The 15,897-nt window shown below is 56.9% G+C and carries 15 protein-coding genes and 5 pseudogenes; 16 read left to right on the top strand and 4 right to left on the bottom strand.

Features of this window, described 5'->3' with window-relative positions; translation table 11 throughout:
* Nucleotides 1-6: 6 nt before the first annotated feature.
* From P9292_RS00510 to P9292_RS00480, 7 genes are all read left to right on the top strand, one after another.
* Nucleotides 7-1,500, top strand: a complete 1,494-nt coding sequence (locus tag P9292_RS00510; RefSeq protein WP_309853768.1) for an aldehyde dehydrogenase — start codon at nt 7-9, stop codon at nt 1,498-1,500.
* 35 nt (nt 1,501-1,535) lie between these two features.
* Nucleotides 1,536-2,306, top strand: a complete 771-nt coding sequence (locus tag P9292_RS00505) for a pyrroline-5-carboxylate reductase (RefSeq protein WP_309853771.1) — start codon at nt 1,536-1,538, stop codon at nt 2,304-2,306.
* A 95-nt stretch (nt 2,307-2,401) separates the two neighbouring features.
* Entirely contained in the window at nt 2,402-3,412 is a 1,011-nt protein-coding gene (locus tag P9292_RS00500) for a LysR family transcriptional regulator (protein WP_309853776.1), read from the top strand.
* A 30-nt stretch (nt 3,413-3,442) separates the two neighbouring features.
* Complete coding sequence (locus P9292_RS00495) at nt 3,443-4,450, top strand: GlxA family transcriptional regulator (RefSeq protein ID WP_309853780.1); 1,008 nt, start codon at nt 3,443-3,445, stop codon at nt 4,448-4,450.
* 18 nt (nt 4,451-4,468) lie between these two features.
* Nucleotides 4,469-4,873, top strand: a complete 405-nt coding sequence (locus P9292_RS00490) for a cupin domain-containing protein (RefSeq protein WP_309853783.1) — start codon at nt 4,469-4,471, stop codon at nt 4,871-4,873.
* Between the two features lie 119 nt (nt 4,874-4,992).
* Nucleotides 4,993-5,862 carry a LysR substrate-binding domain-containing protein gene (locus tag P9292_RS00485; protein ID WP_309853786.1) on the top strand — a complete coding sequence of 290 codons (870 nt, stop codon included), beginning with the start codon at nt 4,993-4,995 and terminating at the stop codon, nt 5,860-5,862.
* A gap of 147 nt (nt 5,863-6,009) precedes the next feature.
* The gene (locus P9292_RS00480; protein ID WP_309853790.1) at nt 6,010-7,266 is read left to right on the top strand and encodes an aromatic ring-hydroxylating dioxygenase subunit alpha; all 1,257 of its coding nucleotides are present in this window, start codon (nt 6,010-6,012) and stop codon (nt 7,264-7,266) included.
* Between the two features lie 183 nt (nt 7,267-7,449).
* On the opposite strand, the pseudogene P9292_RS00475 reads toward P9292_RS00480, so the two are convergent.
* Nucleotides 7,450-7,668 (bottom strand): annotated as a pseudogene (locus P9292_RS00475) (transposase); the annotation flags it as partial.
* On the opposite strand from P9292_RS00475, the pseudogene P9292_RS00470 reads away from it, so the two are divergent.
* From P9292_RS00470 to P9292_RS00460, 3 genes and pseudogenes are all read left to right on the top strand, one after another.
* A pseudogene (locus P9292_RS00470) lies at nt 7,659-8,321 on the top strand (tyrosine-type recombinase/integrase); the annotation flags it as partial. The pseudogenes P9292_RS00475 and P9292_RS00470 sit on opposite strands and share 10 nt — an antisense overlap.
* 8 nt (nt 8,322-8,329) lie before the next feature.
* Nucleotides 8,330-8,542: pseudogene (locus P9292_RS00465) on the top strand (transposase zinc-binding domain-containing protein); the annotation flags it as partial.
* A gap of 60 nt (nt 8,543-8,602) precedes the next feature.
* On the top strand, nt 8,603-8,920 hold the full coding sequence (locus tag P9292_RS00460) for a transposase (protein ID WP_309853792.1): 318 nt from the start codon (nt 8,603-8,605) through the stop codon (nt 8,918-8,920).
* Here the strand turns inward: P9292_RS00460 and P9292_RS00455 are convergent.
* Complete coding sequence (locus tag P9292_RS00455; RefSeq protein WP_309853794.1) at nt 8,885-10,057, bottom strand: IS30 family transposase; 1,173 nt, start codon at nt 10,055-10,057, stop codon at nt 8,885-8,887. The two genes, P9292_RS00460 and P9292_RS00455, sit on opposite strands and share 36 nt — an antisense overlap.
* A 64-nt stretch (nt 10,058-10,121) precedes the next feature.
* Here P9292_RS00455 and P9292_RS00450 point away from each other — a divergent pair.
* From P9292_RS00450 to P9292_RS43035, 3 genes and pseudogenes are all read left to right on the top strand, one after another.
* Nucleotides 10,122-11,021, top strand: a pseudogene (locus P9292_RS00450) (IS3 family transposase); the annotation flags it as partial.
* A gap of 36 nt (nt 11,022-11,057) precedes the next feature.
* A pseudogene (locus P9292_RS00445) lies at nt 11,058-11,195 on the top strand (transposase zinc-binding domain-containing protein); the annotation flags it as partial.
* Nucleotides 11,196-11,229: 34 nt separating this feature from the next.
* Nucleotides 11,230-11,427, top strand: a complete 198-nt coding sequence (locus tag P9292_RS43035; RefSeq protein WP_404989507.1) for an ATP-binding protein — start codon at nt 11,230-11,232, stop codon at nt 11,425-11,427.
* A 7-nt stretch (nt 11,428-11,434) separates the two neighbouring features.
* On the opposite strand, the gene P9292_RS00440 is transcribed toward P9292_RS43035, so the two are convergent.
* A complete protein-coding gene (locus tag P9292_RS00440; protein ID WP_309853796.1) occupies nt 11,435-11,800 on the bottom strand; it encodes a hypothetical protein in 366 nt (121 codons plus the stop codon).
* A 475-nt stretch (nt 11,801-12,275) separates the two neighbouring features.
* Here P9292_RS00440 and P9292_RS00435 point away from each other — a divergent pair, with 475 nt between their 5' ends.
* Nucleotides 12,276-13,604, top strand: a complete 1,329-nt coding sequence (locus tag P9292_RS00435; RefSeq protein WP_309957787.1) for an FAD-binding oxidoreductase — start codon at nt 12,276-12,278, stop codon at nt 13,602-13,604.
* 108 nt (nt 13,605-13,712) lie between these two features.
* Here P9292_RS00435 and P9292_RS43030 read toward each other — a convergent pair whose 3' ends face one another.
* Nucleotides 13,713-13,934: a ProQ/FINO family protein gene (locus P9292_RS43030; RefSeq protein WP_409015106.1), complete on the bottom strand. Its 222-nt coding sequence runs from the start codon at nt 13,932-13,934 to the stop codon at nt 13,713-13,715.
* A gap of 415 nt (nt 13,935-14,349) precedes the next feature.
* On the opposite strand from P9292_RS43030, the gene P9292_RS00430 reads away from it, so the two are divergent.
* Both P9292_RS00430 and P9292_RS00425 read left to right on the top strand, forming a co-directional pair.
* Nucleotides 14,350-14,961: an integrase gene (locus P9292_RS00430; RefSeq protein WP_409015112.1), complete on the top strand. Its 612-nt coding sequence runs from the start codon at nt 14,350-14,352 to the stop codon at nt 14,959-14,961.
* Complete coding sequence (locus tag P9292_RS00425; protein ID WP_309957783.1) at nt 14,958-15,566, top strand: RES family NAD+ phosphorylase; 609 nt, start codon at nt 14,958-14,960, stop codon at nt 15,564-15,566. The genes P9292_RS00430 and P9292_RS00425 overlap by 4 nt, the downstream gene beginning before the upstream one ends.
* Nucleotides 15,567-15,897: the final 331 nt, after the last annotated feature.

The raw sequence follows: 15,897 nt of genomic DNA, 5'->3' as shown, positions 1-15,897 counted from the left end.
CATGAAATGGCAACGCATGAAGAATGGCAGCGAAGAGCAGCGAATCTCAAGCTCGACGGCAGAGCGTTCATCGCGGGAGAGCGTTCGGCTGCGCTGTCGAATGAAACTTTCAGCACGCTCAATCCATCGACCGGAAAGGTGCTCGCCAAAGTAGCGAAATGCGATACGAAAGACGTCGATCGCGCGGTTGTCGCCGCGCGCGTCGCCTTCCAGTCTGGCGTATGGTCGAAAGCTGCGCCATCGCAGAGAAAAGCTGTGCTCCTGCGGCTTGCGCAATTAGTCGACGAACATGCCGAAGAACTGGCGTTGCTCGAAGCGCTCGAAGCAGGTAAGCCGATTAGCGAATGCCTCGGACTTGACATTCCGGAATCCGCGGCCTGTATCCGCTGGCACGCGGAAGTCACTGACAAGCGTTACGATGCGCTTTCGCCCTCCGGAGCTAGCGTGGTGAGCATGATCACGCGCGAAGCCATTGGCGTGGTCGGTGCGGTACTGCCGTGGAATTTTCCGGCATTGATGCTCGCATGGAAGGTCGGGCCGGCGTTGTCCGTCGGCAATAGCGTGATCGTGAAGCCCGCCGAGCAGACGTCGCTGTCCACCCTACGTATCGCCGATCTCGCCGCTGAAGCAGGCCTGCCGCCAGGCGTGTTCAGCGTGGTGACAGGCTTTGGTGAGAGTGCGGGGCAGGCACTCGGCTGTCACGGCGATGTGGACCTAATCGCGTTCACAGGTTCAACCGAAACTGGCAAGCGCTTCCTGCGCTATTCGGCTGATACGAACCTCAAGCGCGTGGTGCTTGAATGCGGCGGCAAAAATCCGCAAGTGATCTTGCCTGATGTTGCGAATCTTGATCCCGTTGCTGAGCAGGCCGTCGCGGCAGCGTTCTGGAACATGGGCGAAAACTGTAGCGCGGGCTCGCGTATCCTCGTTCATCGTAGTCAGAAGGCGGAATTGTTGCGCAAGGTGCAAGGCGTACTGAAAGGTTGGCGCACAGGCAACCCGCTCGATCCGGACGTCAAGCTCGGTTCGCTAATCGAAAAAAAGCACTATGAGAAGGTGCTCGGTCACATCGAAAAAGCGAAGACGGAAGGCGCGCGGGTTGTGTGCGGTGGCAAAGCTACACTTTCCGAAACGGGCGGCTGGTTCGTCGAGCCGACCATCTTCGACAATGTCACGCCGGAGATGAGCATCGCGCGCGATGAAGTGTTTGGACCAGTCGTATGCTTCATCGAATACGACGATATAGACGATGCCGTTCAAATTGCCAACGACACATGCTATGGACTTGCAGCTTCTCTTTGGACCGACAACGTGAATCAAGCACACAAGATCGCGGCACGCATCCGTGCGGGCACGGTGACGGTGAACTGCTTCGGCGAAGGCGATTTGTCGACGCCTTTTGGCGGTTTTAAGCAATCTGGCTTTGGCGGAAGAGACAAGTCAGTCTGGGCACACGATCAATACTGCGAGCTTAAGACTACGTGGCTCAAGCTCGACTGAACCACTTTCTACCAGATCAGATCAGACGAGGCACTATGCGCTTTGGATTTATCGGCACCGGCACGATCACGCGGGCCGTCGTGACCGGAATGATTCGATTCGATGTTCCTTTCGAGAATATTGCCCTTTCGCCGCGCAATGCTGAGATCACGGGGAAGCTCGCAGGTCTCGATGCGCGCGTCACCGTCTGCAAGAGCAACCAGGACGTGCTGGATAGCTCGGACGTGGTCTGTCTTGCCGTCGTGCCGCAAGTCGCGTCCGATGTGCTCGGCGAACTCAAATTCGATGCGCGGCATCAGATAATCAGCTTCATGGCTGGCGTGTCAATCGAGCAAGTCTTTGGCATGGTGCGCACGGCTGCGAGCGTCGTACGCACGGTGCCATTGCCGGCGGTCGCGGAAGGCAAGGGCAGCACGGCTATTTGTCCGCCGAGCAAAATTTCGCGAGCGCTCTTTGCGCCGCTAGGTAAGGCGGTAGAAGTGGACACCGAACAACAGTTCGACGCATTGTCGGCGGTTACGGCGACCATGGCCAGTTTTTATGCGGTACTGGAAGAGCAAGCGGCGTGGCTCGTTCGCCAGGGGCTGCCGTATGATGCGGCCCGGTCGTTTTTGTCGGGCTACCATGTCGGGCTGGCACACGATACGACGCGAGGCGATCAACCGTTCTCTAAGATGATCGAAGAGTCGAGCACCCCCGGCGGCATAAACGAGCAGCTGAACGCCGAATTGCAGCAAAAGGGAATATTCGCCAGTTACTCAGAGGCCCTCGACCGGATCATGCGAAGAGTTCAGGGAAGGAACTAGGCCACGCGCTCGGCGCCCCCGGGGCGTATGCTGAACAATTGAAAAATTGGCACTAAGTTCGACAGCCCTTGCGAGACTCCTGGAAGGTGGTTCATATGCAGAAGAAACAGCAATTTGCCGACCGGCTTCTCGCGCAGATGCCGTCATTGCGAGCGCTCCGATGCTTCGTCACGGCGGCGCGCTACGAAAGCTTCACGCAGGCCGCCGAAGTGCTGTGCGTTACGCAGGCGGCGGTAAGCCGGCAGATCAAGGAGCTGGAAGACACGCTCGAAGTGCCGCTGTTCGAGCGCACAGGGCGTCATATTGCGCTAACGGATGCAGGCCGCATTCTCTACAACGCGTCCTACTTGTCGATCATGAATATTGCGGAAGCGGCGCAGGCCGTTCGACGTGTTGATCGTCATGCATTGACCGTCTGCATTTCTCATACATTTTCGGCGCTTTGGCTGTCGTCTCGATTGCCCGCATTCCGCCAGCGCTTTCCCAATATTCGCCTGCATGTGATGGTGACCGAGCACTTCATGGAACTTGACGATCTCATGGAGCCTGACATCATCATCACGAAGAACCCGACACGCGAGACGCAATACGAAGTTAAGCCCTTATTCCATGACATCGTTTATCCCGTGTGCAGCACGCAGTTTTACGAGCGGCACTTCCACGGGCGTTCGCTCAAGCCACTCGATCTTCTTGCGTTTCCCACGTTGAGCCTTTCCCTGCTGGGTCGCGCGCAGGTTTGCGAGCATGTGGACTGGCGCGTTTGGAAGAACTGGTATCAACAAGGTGATGGTTCCGATCGCCTTGACCAAGACGATAACTTCGAGAGCAACGACTACCGGCTGCTCGTCGCGCAGGCCGAAGCGGGCGAGGGCACGTTGCTTGGATGGCATCATCTCGTGCATCGTCAGGTCGAACAGAAAAAATTGGTGCGGCCCGTGAGTGATTCTCTTGTGTTCCACGACCGCCACCATTATTTAATCACGCATCGCAACGCTAAAGCGCGGCCCGAATATTTCCAGTTTCGCGAATGGCTCGACGAAGAGATTGACACGATGATGCGAGGCTGGCCGGGCGTGGAGACGGAACAGCCGCAGGTTTCGGTCTGATGCACGACCATGAGCGGTCGGTCTACATTCATGGTAGCAGCAGACCCGCTTCGCACTGGCATCGTGCTGTTACCGAACTTTACCCTAACGGCATTTTCGGGCTTCGTTTATGTGCTCAGACTCGCGAGCGATGAAGGCGACATGAGCAGGCCGGTTCGCTGCGCGTGGACCATCGTGGGCGAATCGAAAATTCCCATTAGGGCGAGTTGCGGCATTCAAATTACGCCGTGGGTGACGTTCGACGAAGCGCAAGCATTCGACTATATCGTGGTGGTTGGTGGCCTGCTGCATTCAGGCTCATCTGCAAGCGATGCGACGCTGCGTTTTCTGCGTTCCGCAGGCGACAGCGATGCCACGCTGGTTGGTATCTGCACGGGAGTCTTTGCACTTGCGCGAGCAAAGACACTAGTAGGCTATAAAGTCTGCGTGAGCTGGTTCCATTACTGGGATTTTATCGAACGCTTTCCAGAGGTCGATGAAAGCAGGTTGATCGCAGATCGCCTGTTCGTGATCGATCGAAGACGCATTACGTGCTCGGGAGGACGTGCATCCATTGATGTGGCGGTGGCCATCCTTTTACGACATGTGGAGGCGAGCGTCGTGCAGAAGGCGCTACGTATTTTGCTCGTCGACGATGCACAGAAAGGCAATGCGCCGCAGCCCCATCCACCAGGTATTCGGCCCGCGACGCATCCCAAGGTCAAGCGCGCCATCTTGTTGATGGAGCAGCACATAGGGCAGCCACTTTCGCTAAGCGAGATCGCAAAACGGCTCGAAATGTCAGTGCGTCAGCTCGAACGTCTCTTTAACCTGGAGACAGGGGAGTCGCCTTACGCTTATGGCCGACAGCTCCGTGTAAAAACTGCTTCATGGTTGTTGACCAGTTCTGATCGCACCGTCGCTGACATTGCGACCTCGTGTGGATTCTCCGATGCATCGCATCTAGGCCGTGAGTTCAGAAAGTTGCATGGCGAATCACCTCGCGATTACCGCACGCGCCATCACTCCGACGCCGCACCGGCTCCCGTTCACCTTTAAAAACTAGACTGCTCGACCATGTCACCTCAGAACGAAACGCTGCAACCGTGGCCGCTTGCCGGTCTTCGAGAGAAAGACGGTCGCCGCTGGTACGCGATCGCCGAAAGCGACTGGCGGCCGATGATGATCGGCGACACAATTTTGTCCGGTTTCTTCTGGATACCTGTAACGAGCGATGAGACCGGCGCCTGGAGCAGCTACTGGATGCGTCTTTCCGCAGGCGCTCGCTCCATGCGCCATCAACACCACAGCACCGAACTGATCATGGTGCTGGAAGGTGTCTTCACCGATGACGATGGCGCTGAGTTTCTTCCCGGCCAGACCGTGTCGTATCCAGCGGGCTCGCGACATAGCACGTACTCGGCGAAGGGCTGCACGGTGCTTGTCGTCGAAGGCGAGGCTTCGTCGATTGTATTGAAATGAACGTGCGTCACCGTTCGCATCAATCGCCAACTTGAAGGAGGGCGCCTAAGAACGCCTCGTTTAAGCGAATGAAAACTGCGTCGACTCGAAACAGGGGATACCGGCGGCTCATCCCTTCCATGAACGCCTTGGTGGATTTCGAAGCGGCCGTCCGTCTCGGGAGTTTCACCTTGGCCGCCAACGAGTTGGGGGTGACGCAAGCAGCCGTTAGCCGACAGATCAAGGCGCTGGAAGAGACGCTGGGAGCCCTGCTTTTTCGTCGCTTGCATCGCGCAATTGAGCCCACGGACGCGGGTAGCGAATTGTATGTGGTCGTTGCCGAGTCGATGAAAAAGATTGCGGGTGTGTACGACCGATTAGCAAGCGCGCGAACGCAGCAGGAGTTTGTACTTGCTACCACATCCGCGTTCTCGCATCTGCGCCTTCTTCCACGTCTAGCACAGCTGAAAAAAGCGCTGCCGGACTTACGGCTCCAACTCACGACCCAAATGTTCACCGCCGACCTTCAACACAAGGATATCGATGTCGCAGTTCGCTTTGGAAACGGCGCGTGGGCAGACGGAGCGGCGACTCTTTTATTCGATGAAGAAGTTTTTCCCGTGTGTTCTCCCGACTGGCTGCGCTCACAAGGTGCGTGTGAATCGATCGACGAGATAGCGCAAGCACCGCTCATCGAATCCGATGCGACATCCGAGGGCTGGATGAAGTGGGAAGAATGGTTTCTTGCGCTAGGTCACCGGCGTGTACGCTTAGACTTCGCATTGCGGTGCACGCTTTACACGGACGCCATTCAGGCGGCTCGATATGGACAAGGCATCGCACTCGGATGGGGCCGTCTGGTACATGACCTTCTGAAGTCCGGAGACCTCGTCAGGCTGTCGGCGGCGACGTACAAATCTACGGATTCGTACTACGTCTTCGTGCCTCACGGCCGCACTATAACGCCCGCTCTGGATCACTTGATCGAAGGACTGCGCTCCGATGCCTAGAGCGTTGTGTTTTGGTTTCCATTGACTTACGCATGATCCAAAGTAATCTCAACGTGAAAAATTTGCGCGTTGACGTCGCTTCTCGACAAACGAATACTCCGCACATGCGGGAGCATGAGCTCAATAAACATCGTGTGGAGAAAGACCGTGTCTGAGATTCAAATAATTTCCCATGGGGACTTAATTCGTAGCCGCAGTCCTGGGCACGGCATGGCCGGTGCATTGTTCAGTCGCGAAGACGTGTTCGAGAAAGACCTCGAGGTCTTCTTCCATAAGCATTGGATTCTCGCAGGCGTGACAGCGGACGTACCGGAACCGGGCGACGTATCGACGATCGATATCGGCAGGGCGTCGATTATCATCGTTCGGGACGATGACAAGGATATCCGCACTTACCGGAACGTTTGCCGCCATCGCGGAGCGCGCCTCAAGGAACCGGGGAAGTCGTCGGTGGGCATGCTCGTCTGTCCTTATCACCAATGGACTTACGACTTGGACGGCATGCTTCGACACGCGGCGCACATGGGGAAAGACTTCGACTTGACCTGCCGCAGCTTGATTCCCGTGCACACGAAGGTGATAGGAACGCACATTTTTGTATGCCTGGCCGAAGACGCACCGGAAGATATCGCGACGCTCGATCAAGCGATGACTGCGCGATTCGCGCCATTCGATTTGCAAAACACGAAGATTGCATTCGAGCAGGAGATCGTGGAGAAGGGCAACTGGAAGCTCGTGATCGAGAACAACCGCGAGTGTTACCACTGCCAAGCGACGCATCCTGAGCTGACAGCCTCGTTTCTGCCGGAAGACTTCGGCTATTGTCCCGAGAACCTCAGCGAAGAGTCTCTCGGCGCGCTTGCGGACTACAAGCAGCGCAATGCCCTCTGCCAAGCCAGCTGGCAGCGGGACGGGTTCATTAGCGAAGCTATTGAGCGGCTCGACGAAAAAGCAGTGACGCAGTTTCGCATGCAGCAACTAGTCATTGCCGGTGCGGGCGAATCGCAGACGCTTAGTACCAAAGTCGCCAGCACCCGACTTTTCGGTTCGCTCACCCGCCGTGACCTCGGTGACCAGCATCTTTGGACTCACAACTCATGGACGCATGTTATGAGTGACCACGCCGTCGTCTCCTACATCATTCCGCTCGCCGCCGATAAGACGTTGGTGCGTTCGAAGTGGCTGGTTCACGCCAATGCCGTCGAAGGTGTCGACTATGACGTCGAAGAGATGACTGAAGTCTGGTTTGCGACGAACTTGCAGGACAAGCATTTGGTAGAGATCACGCACAAGGGTACGCAGGATCCGGCATATAGACCAGGTACTTTCTCTCCATTTACGGAAACGTATGTCGAACAGTTTTCGCGATGGTATGCCGCCAGGTTAAGCGCCCACGACGTTTAGCCTAATATCGAGTTTGGAAACAATTGTTGAATTTCTCAGCCGTATTCATTTTCAATTGCAGAGGGCCGCGTCGCGCCCGGTCAATGCTCGCTCAAATTGCGGCGGCGACGAGGAGCAGCTTCGATTACGATACGGCCAAAGCCTTTGTCATACGCCTGTCGAAGATCATATGATTTAGAGGCGTTAACAAAATGACGTTCGCAGTTGTCGCCAGCATATGATGCAGCAGGCGATTTTCATGAAGGCCTCGTGGATGAAAGCGAGCCGTTCGAAGCGGATGCGTAGCCGGCGAAAGTTGTGAAGCCATGAAATGGTTCGCTCCACGACTCAGCGAGTTTTACCCAGCCCGCTGCCGTGAGGCTGACCGCGCAGAGCGATTTCTGTCGCAATGCCTGAACGCCGCGATCACCGGCCTGAAGTTTTTCTTCGGTACGACGCTCGCTCAAGAAGCGTTGATGGCGAAGATGCGTCCGATTTATCTTCCGCGTACGTTGCCCATCATACTCAGCCGCGAAGAAGTTGGGCGGCTGATCGCGGCGGCGACCAACCTGAAGCATCAAACGGCGCTGGCGCTCGCCTACGGAACGGGATTAAGCGCCAGCGAGGTAACAGCCCTGAAGGTCGGTGACATCGATAGCGAGCGTATGACGCTGCGCGTTGAGCAGGGCAAAGGCCAGAAGGACAGATATGCCATGCTGTCGCCGATCCTGCTTGAGCGTTTGCGGGTCTGGTGGCGGGTTGCACGAGCTCAGGGAAAGATGCTCGACGGAGGCTGGTTGTTTCCCGGACTTAACCCGACCGAACCGCTCAGCACCCGTCAGCTTAACCGAGCGGTTCATGCTGCAGCCGAGGCTGCGGGAATCGACAAGCGCGTGTCCATGCATACGTTGCGGCACAGCTTTGCCACGCATCTGCTGGAGCAGAAGGTCGATATCCGGGTGATCCAGGTCATGCTCGGGCACAAGAAGCTTGAGACCACAGCGCTTTATGCCCAGGTTGCCACCGATATTCTGCGCGAGGTGGTTAGCCCTCTCGAGAGTTTGCGTACTGAGTAGCTGTCATCGTGGCGCATTGCGCGCTTGAGGTCGCAGACGTCTTCCGCTCTCTTGGTCCAGCGTGGCATCGCTCCGCTAATCTGAGCCTCGGGCAGCTGAAGGTCATGTCCGCAATCGAACAGTGCCGCACCGCGGCGCTGGGAGGGCACCTGCTGCGCTGCGACGGATGCGCGGCGATCGAAGTCGCCTACAACTCGTGCCGCAACAGACATTGCCCACGGTGAGTTAGGCTGAAGAAATTGGAGATCAATGTTTCGTAGAATGAGCGAAACGGAGATCAAATGAATCGAGTACCGAAGGGCACCTATACGAAGGAATTTCGCGAGCAGGCGGTGAGGCTCGTGGTTGTTGACGGGCTCACACAGCGCGAAGCGGCCAGCCGTTTGTCTTTGTCGGTCAAGACACTGGGTGCCTGGGTTGTTGCTGAACGCAAAGGTACGTTGGCCAAAGTCGGTGAGACGCAAAAGCCGCAAAGCGAGCTCGAAGCGGAGTTGGCGCGGGTGAAGCGAGAGCTTGCAACAGTCATGATGGAGCGAGATGTTCTAAAAAAAGCGACGGCGCGTTCAATTGGTGAACGCAACACCCATGCTGGCATCTAGTTTATCTGCTGGCGTCATGAAACCTAATGTCTTTCGGGGTCGTTGATTCAGTTCTAAGGCAATTCTGTTCAGATCGCCCTGCGAGTATCCGGCCAAGCTGGTGCCTTTGGGGAAGTATTGCCGGAGCAATCCGTTGGTATTCTCGTTCGTGCCACGTTGCCACGGGCTTTGTGGATCGCAAAAATAGACCTGCACGTCGGTCGCAACTGTGAATTGCTTGTGCTTTGCGAGTTCCATGCCCCGGTCCCATGTGACCGATCGGCGCAGCTCCACAGGCAACTTGCGCACCTGTTTGCTCAGCGCCGACACGACGCTTTCAGTGTCCTTGCCCTTCACCTTCACCTTCACGAGGATGGTGAAGCGCGAATAACGTTCAACCAGCGTCGCGATGTGTGTATTGTTTGAGCCGCTTAGCAAGTCGCCTTCCCAGTGCCCCGGAACAGCCCGGTCTTCGGCTTCGGCGGGCCGCTCGCGGATTGATACCGCATCAATGATCTGTCCGCGCGGTTGTCCCTTTGCTGACGCTTTCTTCGAACGTCGCATCATTCGACGCGTGCGCAGATGCTTCATCAGTTCTGCTTTCAGCACTCCACGGGTTTGAATGAACAGACTGCGGTAAATCGTTTCGTGCGAGACCTGCATTGATTCATCGTCGGGATATTGCTGCTTTAACCAGCCGGCGATCTGCTGTGGCGCCCATTTCAGTTGCAGCTTCCTGGCGACTAGTCGACGCAATTTAGCGTTGACGGCAAGGCGGCAGCGCTTCGGTCGCTTGGCCCTATCCCAGGCGCTTGCGTCAGCCAGCGCCGCCCTGTAATTGTTCAGGCCGCCATGCCGTGCCACTTCACGACTGATCGTCGACGGCGACCGACCGAGGCTCGCCGCGATCTGACGGATTGATACGTCTGCATGGACGCCACGCGAGATTTCTTCTCTCTCAGCAAGCGTTAGCACTCTGGTCGACCGTTTCCTCATCATCGGCATAATGCCGCCGTGCGGCCGCACGATCGCGTGAATCGACGCCGCGTGCTTGCCTAACGAGCGGCCGATGTCGCTTAGCGACTCACCATCTTTCCATCTTTGCCACAACAACGTCTTTTGTGCAGGCGATAGCCCGCATCTTCTCTTTTGATTCACCTACGTTTCCTCCTGGGCCGACATTAGACCAGAAGGTGTTGCAACGACCGGTTGAACGCGCCACGGTCTATTTCGCGAAGGAGTCGCGGTGAAATACGACCGGATCGAAGCAATGCGACATGACTATCCGATCGCACTGCTATGTCGGGTGTTCGAGGTGGGAGCCAGTAGCTATTACGCTTGGCGTCGACGTGCTGAGTCGCCACGTGCACAGGAGAACGCACGGCTTGAAGTTGAAATTGCTGCAGCCCATGAACGAACCCGGCACACTTATGGCCGCGAGCGGCTGCAAGCCGATTTGCAGGATCACGGCGTGCGAGTTGGTCTTCATCGCATCAGGCGCATTCGCTCCAAACTGGGACTTCGCTGTAAGCAGAAGCGCAAGTTTAGAAATACAACGGATTCCAAGCACGATCTGCCAGTCGCACCGAATTTGCTGGAACGCAATTTCGACATGAGCGCGCCGAACCAGGCTTGGGTAAGTGATATCACTTACTTATGGACCGATGAAGGCTGGTTGTATCTTGCCGGCATCAAGGACCTCTTCAACGGCGAATTGGTCGGCTACGCCATGAGCGAACGGATGACTCGCAGCTTGGTGATGCAAGCGCTTTTCAGCGCGGTGTCGCTCAAACGGCCACAAGCTGGACTGATTGTTCATTCCGATCGCGGCGCTCAATACTGCTCGCACGATTATCGGGATCTGACAAAACAGTTCGACGTGACGGTGTCGATGAGCCGCAAGGGCGATTGCTACGACAACGCACCAATGGAAAGTTTCTGGGGGTCGCTCAAAAACGAACTCGTGCATCACTGCCGGTTCGAGACACGCGCTGAGGCTCGACAGGCCGTCACTGAATACATCGAGATCTTTTACAACCGGCAGCGAAAGCAGGCCCGTCTTGGCTATCTATCTCCTGCCGCCTTCACACAACGATTTTATAAGATGCAACTTGCAGCCTAGGCCATTGCTCTCCACGATTGACGACCGACCTCACGGTGCCAGGCTGGCGCGGCGCGTCGCTGGCTGGAAGCGCGCGAGGCCGATCTCCTGCCCGTCGAGTACTACCACGTGGTCTTCACGCTACCCGCTGCGATCAGCGCGATTGCGTATTACAACAAGACCGTCATCTACGAACGAAGGCGCACCAATTCCTGCTGCCGCGTTGCTCGTGCTTTTTGATCCGCTAACGTGTGCCAGCACGACACCCGAGAACAAGCGTGTCTCATCCGGTATGGAGCTGGAACTCTACATTTGCCGCAGCATTGCTCAGGCACACAACGGCACCATCGACGTCGTGTCGGACGGCAACGAGACGGTATTTACGGTCAAAATTCCGAGGACGTCGCCGCCGAGCAGTTCAGTCTGAGTTTGGACTAGACGATGCCTCCTTGCGCGCGTTTGAGTAGCGCCTCGAATTCCTCCGGCGTGCCAATGTCGAATTCGTGGGTGTTGAGCGTCAGCCGCACGATGCGTCCAGTGCGGCCTTGCCGCCAGGCAAGCGCGGCGCGCGCTACCGTTGGTCCGATTGCTTGCGCAAGCGGCACGACGAATTCGCCAGTAAAGCCCCGATCGTCCGCGACGCCGGGCATCGTGAACGACACGGCGCTTATCCGCGTGCGGTCAGCTCGCACCAGTTGATAAAACTGGCTCAGTTCGCGTTGATAGTTCGGGCTGAACACCGCTTCGTCGACCGTTGAACGCACTAGCGTCAAACGCAGCGTAGCGATGTGTTCCATCATCCCCCTCCTTGATGATCGAACGAACCGTGATTTGAATATGGCAGTACTAAGACGCACGATGCCGAGGCGTCGTGTATGTCATGCCAGTCCGAAGAACGGAATCCGTTTTTGTTAACGTTGGCCAATTTTATTAATGGGTTTTTAACTCAAGCGCTCGCGCAGACCCAAGGTGTCCACGCGAAGCGAGGCTCAGTCTAGCAGGTTGGGCATCGGCCTTTGCTTGCTCTCGATGTTGATCTTCGCGAGCCAAGATAGCGTTACAAAGGTGCTACAGGAACTGCGCGCCACTCAGTTTGGTAGACTCGTTTTCGTCGCGGTGGGTCTTTTGAAAACAGCAGGATTGTCCTATCAATATGGCGATCGAAGATAGGACAATCAGACCGGTCAGTACGCACGACGCGCTCGCGCTTTGCGTATTCCCTAAGTCTCCGATGCAGGACGCTAGCGCGAAGCCCCAACCCAGCGGCTTTAAACAATGCTTAGGCTCGACGAAGTAGCAAATAGTGAAGGTTTCCCCGAGCGATGCGATGTCGCGGTAATTGGCGGTGGCATCATTGGTGTCAGCGCGGCGTATGAATTGGTACGACGCGGCGTATCGGTGGTTCTGCTCGAAAAAGGTGTCATCGGCGGCGAACAGTCGGGGCGCAATTGGGGCTGGGTGCGTCAGCAGAATCGCGATCTCTACGAGTTGCCCCTCGCGATGCACAGCCTGAAACGATGGAGCGAACTGAGCGAAGAACTGGGCGAGGACATCGGCTTTCGAAGGGCCGGCATTCTTTACGGCACAGAGCATCAGTCTGACCTTGCGCAATGGGAATCGTGGCTGGTCCGCGCGCGCGAAGTCGGTTTTAGCAGCGAGATCCTCAGCGCACGCGCACTGGCCGCGCGCACTCCGTCTGGCCGCGCGAAGTGGGCGGGCGGCCTGTGGTCGGCGACGGATGGCCGCGGGGAACCGTCGAAAGCCGCACCGGCGATCGCGCGCGGCGCGCAAAGGCTCGGCGCGAAGGTATATCAAAATTGCGCGGTAAGAACGCTCGACATGAGTGCCGGCCGAGTTTCCGGTATCTGGACCGAGCGCGGTCTGCTCGCCGCCGATACCGTGGTCCTTGCGGGAGGCGCGTGGAGCGCGCTCTTCTGTCAGCATCATGGCATCGACTTGCCTGCCATCAACGTAATAGGCACGGCGTTGCGAACCGCCGAGGCGCCGCAGGTCATCGATGGCTGTTTCTCCGGGCCTGAGTTCGCGCTCAGGCGCAGGCTGGACGGCGGCTACACCATCGCCGTGCCCGGGTACGGACGCGTGGAACTCGCGCCACAGAACCTGCGGCATTCGATCAAGTTCCGAACCATGTTTCGCAGCAAGTTAAAGAAGAAACTAAAGATCCGCGTCGGCTCCAGTTTCTTTCACGGACCAGAGGCCGGTGCGGACTGGCGCGACGACGACGTGTCTCCGTTCGAAAGAATGCGCGTGCTGGATCCCGAACCAGATAGAGAATGGCTCCAACGTGCGCTGGAAAATGTCGCGAGCGTGTTTCCAACGTTGTCGGGCTTACGGATCGCACATGCATGGGCCGGTGCGATTGACACCACGCCGGATCTCATTCCAGTCATTTCAAAGGTCGATGCAAAACCCGGTCTCGTGATCGCGTCTGGCTTTAGCGGGCACGGTTTTGGGTTGGGGCCTGGCGCGGGTTTGCTCGCGAGCCAACTGGTGTTAGACGAGGCGCCAGATTTCGACATTGGGCGCTACCGATTGGCCCGCTTCACCGACGGCACGAAGCTCACTCATCCACAAATGATGTAAGGCGGACCGTCAATAAGGACAACTAATTAAAATGCGTTAAATTATATTATGTCAGGTTCGCTGTTTATTGCATGATGCTTGCCAGGTCAACGCCATGTACCATGAAGGTTATTGAGAACTGCTCCTGCTGCGCGAGAGCCGAGTGTTCTCCTGACTCGTCCCATACTCCACTTCGGTCGCTGTAACGACGCCAGCTTTCGCACCGTCAAGGTCTACGCGCACCGTGCCTTCGATGAGACATGTCCAGTAGCGTTGGCCGCGGCACCATAGCTTGACGCCGTTACGAGCGTCTCGCTCGCTCAGTCCGAGCGACGCCGCTCGGGTAAGCATGTCCAACAAATCCATACCTTAAGCGGCACCTTTGGACAAGATTTCGCGGAAAGGCGCGCGCGAAACGTCGTTGCAGCGTGGTTCCTGCGTGCGCCGCTGCGGTAGCGGACGATCGCGCAGGTCTCTGTGGCTGCTCGATTTCGGTTGACGCTTACTTGCGATAACGTCGAGCGTGGCGCAACGTTTTGCTGCCTCGGTTCAGGTGAGCTTTGAACGCAACGGGCTGTTGGAATCCCATCGCCTGCACTCAGTCGGCGCATTTTACCAGTCGTCTTCATCACCGTCGTTAAGCCTAACTGCGGTCGTTTGCCGCGTGGCCAGGAAGCCAGGCTAAGGCGACAAAGTTGACAAACGCGACAAAAGTGTTCAAAGTGCCGGTATGTGTCTCGCACGAGGCCAAATCATGTCCAAGCCAATGCCCACCATAGATTTCCCTGAGATCACCGCTGAAGACGCTCATCGTTTCGAACGCGCCGTACGCATCGATGATGAGGATGCCTTCATCGCAGAGCTGAACGCGTTGATTCGAGAGAAATTTGCGGAAGCCGCGCCCTCGCCCCTCCAGCTCAACACGGACCTGCGAGCGAAAGCACGCTCGCTTCGGGCCGAGTCACCCTGGCAGCCGTCGGCGACCGATGTGCAGCGCGGACGTGCAGCGTTGTTGCGCGCATACGATGCACCCGGGAACATTCCACTGACGGAGTTTGCGCGGTTCGCACACAAGTCGCGCCAACAGATTTATAAAGATCTGTCAGCACAGCCTCGGCGGCTTCTCTCATTAGACGTGGGTCGTCGGGGTCAGCGACTGCCCGATTGGCAGCTTGATCCGCTGAAGCTTAAATTTACGCGCGAAGCGCTCACCCGAGCGGCGTCGGTTGACTCATGGACGCTCTATCGAGCGCTGTCGTCTCGAAATGATGCGCTCGGTGGTCACTCACCTATCGAAGCCGTGACGCCAGGTAACTTTGATCGACTTGTCGAGGTTGTCCTGAACGCGGTCGGTATTCACGGTGAGGAAGCGGTTTGACTTTGTCGATTCCAAGCCGCGTCATTGCGGCCGGAGAACTGCTCCAGCACATCAGCCGAGTCGAATACGCCGCCACGCCGCTCTATTTTGGTACAAGCTCCGCAAATCGATACGACGATCCGACCGGTGACTATGGGGTTCTGTACTTGGGCTTCGACCTTCCGACAGTATTGATGGAGTCGGTCTTCCATCAGCACCAATGGCACCGGAGCCGTTCGCGTACCATTACGCTAAGCGAGATTCGTGGACGCATTGTGCGTGCTGTCGGCGTAGTCGAGCGACTGAACTTGGCTGACATGACCGCGCCAGGCGTGATGGCGCGGGAATTCGGCCTCAATCTCGGCCAACTGGCGAGCCGACGTTACATCCACACGCAGCGTATTTCTCGGCAGATTCACAAAGCGCTCGACTACAGCGGCATCCCAGCCTTCGACGGTCTGCTTTATCCCTCGCGGAATAATTTCCCAGCGACATGCATTGCTCTCTTCTGCCGGGCACGAGCGAAAGTCGTGGTGGTTGACGATCTCCCGCTGGCGCAACATGTCGACTGGCCCGCTTTCGTAAATAAGTATCGCATTGACGTGGCCAAAGTCCGAAGCCGTTGACCGCACAGAGGGTCCGAAGTATTTCCCTGGCGCCTGAGTCGATCCTCAAATTTAAGGTAGCGGAAACACTAACGGGTTTCCCTATACTCTTCGAAAGGTCGAGACTCACCAGCCTACTAGGGAACAGTTATATAGCAACCCTAAATAACAAACGATCAATTCCTTTATGTTAAATCGGTGTATGGTTCGGTTCCGGCATCCCCAGCACCCAGTGGGATTCTCAACTTCCGTAGACGGCCCAGACCGTGTCAAAACTCCGAGAGAGCCACACTGTGCGCGGCGCTCCGCCGAGTGCATGAGCAAACTGCGAAGTCGCCGAACTTGATCTTGC

This window comes from Caballeronia sp. LZ001 (assembly GCF_031450875.1).
Taxonomy (GTDB): domain Bacteria; phylum Pseudomonadota; class Gammaproteobacteria; order Burkholderiales; family Burkholderiaceae; genus Caballeronia.
Note: the sequence above shows the minus strand (reverse complement) of the source record. Positions and strands in the feature narration are given on the sequence as shown.

What these genes read in the sequence shown, in the direction of transcription:
- P9292_RS00500 (WP_309853776.1), top strand. Translation starts at nt 2,402, where the DNA reads ATGCAGAAGAAACAGCAATTTGCCGACCGGCTTCTCGCGCAGATGCCG.
- P9292_RS00460 (WP_309853792.1), top strand. Translation starts at nt 8,603, where the DNA reads ATGAATCGAGTACCGAAGGGCACCTATACGAAGGAATTTCGCGAGCAG.
- P9292_RS00440 (WP_309853796.1), bottom strand. Translation starts at nt 11,800, where the DNA reads ATGATGGAACACATCGCTACGCTGCGTTTGACGCTAGTGCGTTCAACG.
- P9292_RS00510 (WP_309853768.1), top strand. Translation starts at nt 7, where the DNA reads ATGGCAACGCATGAAGAATGGCAGCGAAGAGCAGCGAATCTCAAGCTC.
- P9292_RS43030 (WP_409015106.1), bottom strand. Translation starts at nt 13,934, where the DNA reads ATGCTTACCCGAGCGGCGTCGCTCGGACTGAGCGAGCGAGACGCTCGT.
- P9292_RS00435 (WP_309957787.1), top strand. Translation starts at nt 12,276, where the DNA reads ATGCTTAGGCTCGACGAAGTAGCAAATAGTGAAGGTTTCCCCGAGCGA.
- P9292_RS00430 (WP_409015112.1), top strand. Translation starts at nt 14,350, where the DNA reads ATGCCCACCATAGATTTCCCTGAGATCACCGCTGAAGACGCTCATCGT.
- P9292_RS00485 (WP_309853786.1), top strand. Translation starts at nt 4,993, where the DNA reads ATGAACGCCTTGGTGGATTTCGAAGCGGCCGTCCGTCTCGGGAGTTTC.
- P9292_RS00490 (WP_309853783.1), top strand. Translation starts at nt 4,469, where the DNA reads ATGTCACCTCAGAACGAAACGCTGCAACCGTGGCCGCTTGCCGGTCTT.
- P9292_RS00505 (WP_309853771.1), top strand. Translation starts at nt 1,536, where the DNA reads ATGCGCTTTGGATTTATCGGCACCGGCACGATCACGCGGGCCGTCGTG.
- P9292_RS00495 (WP_309853780.1), top strand. Translation starts at nt 3,443, where the DNA reads ATGGTAGCAGCAGACCCGCTTCGCACTGGCATCGTGCTGTTACCGAAC.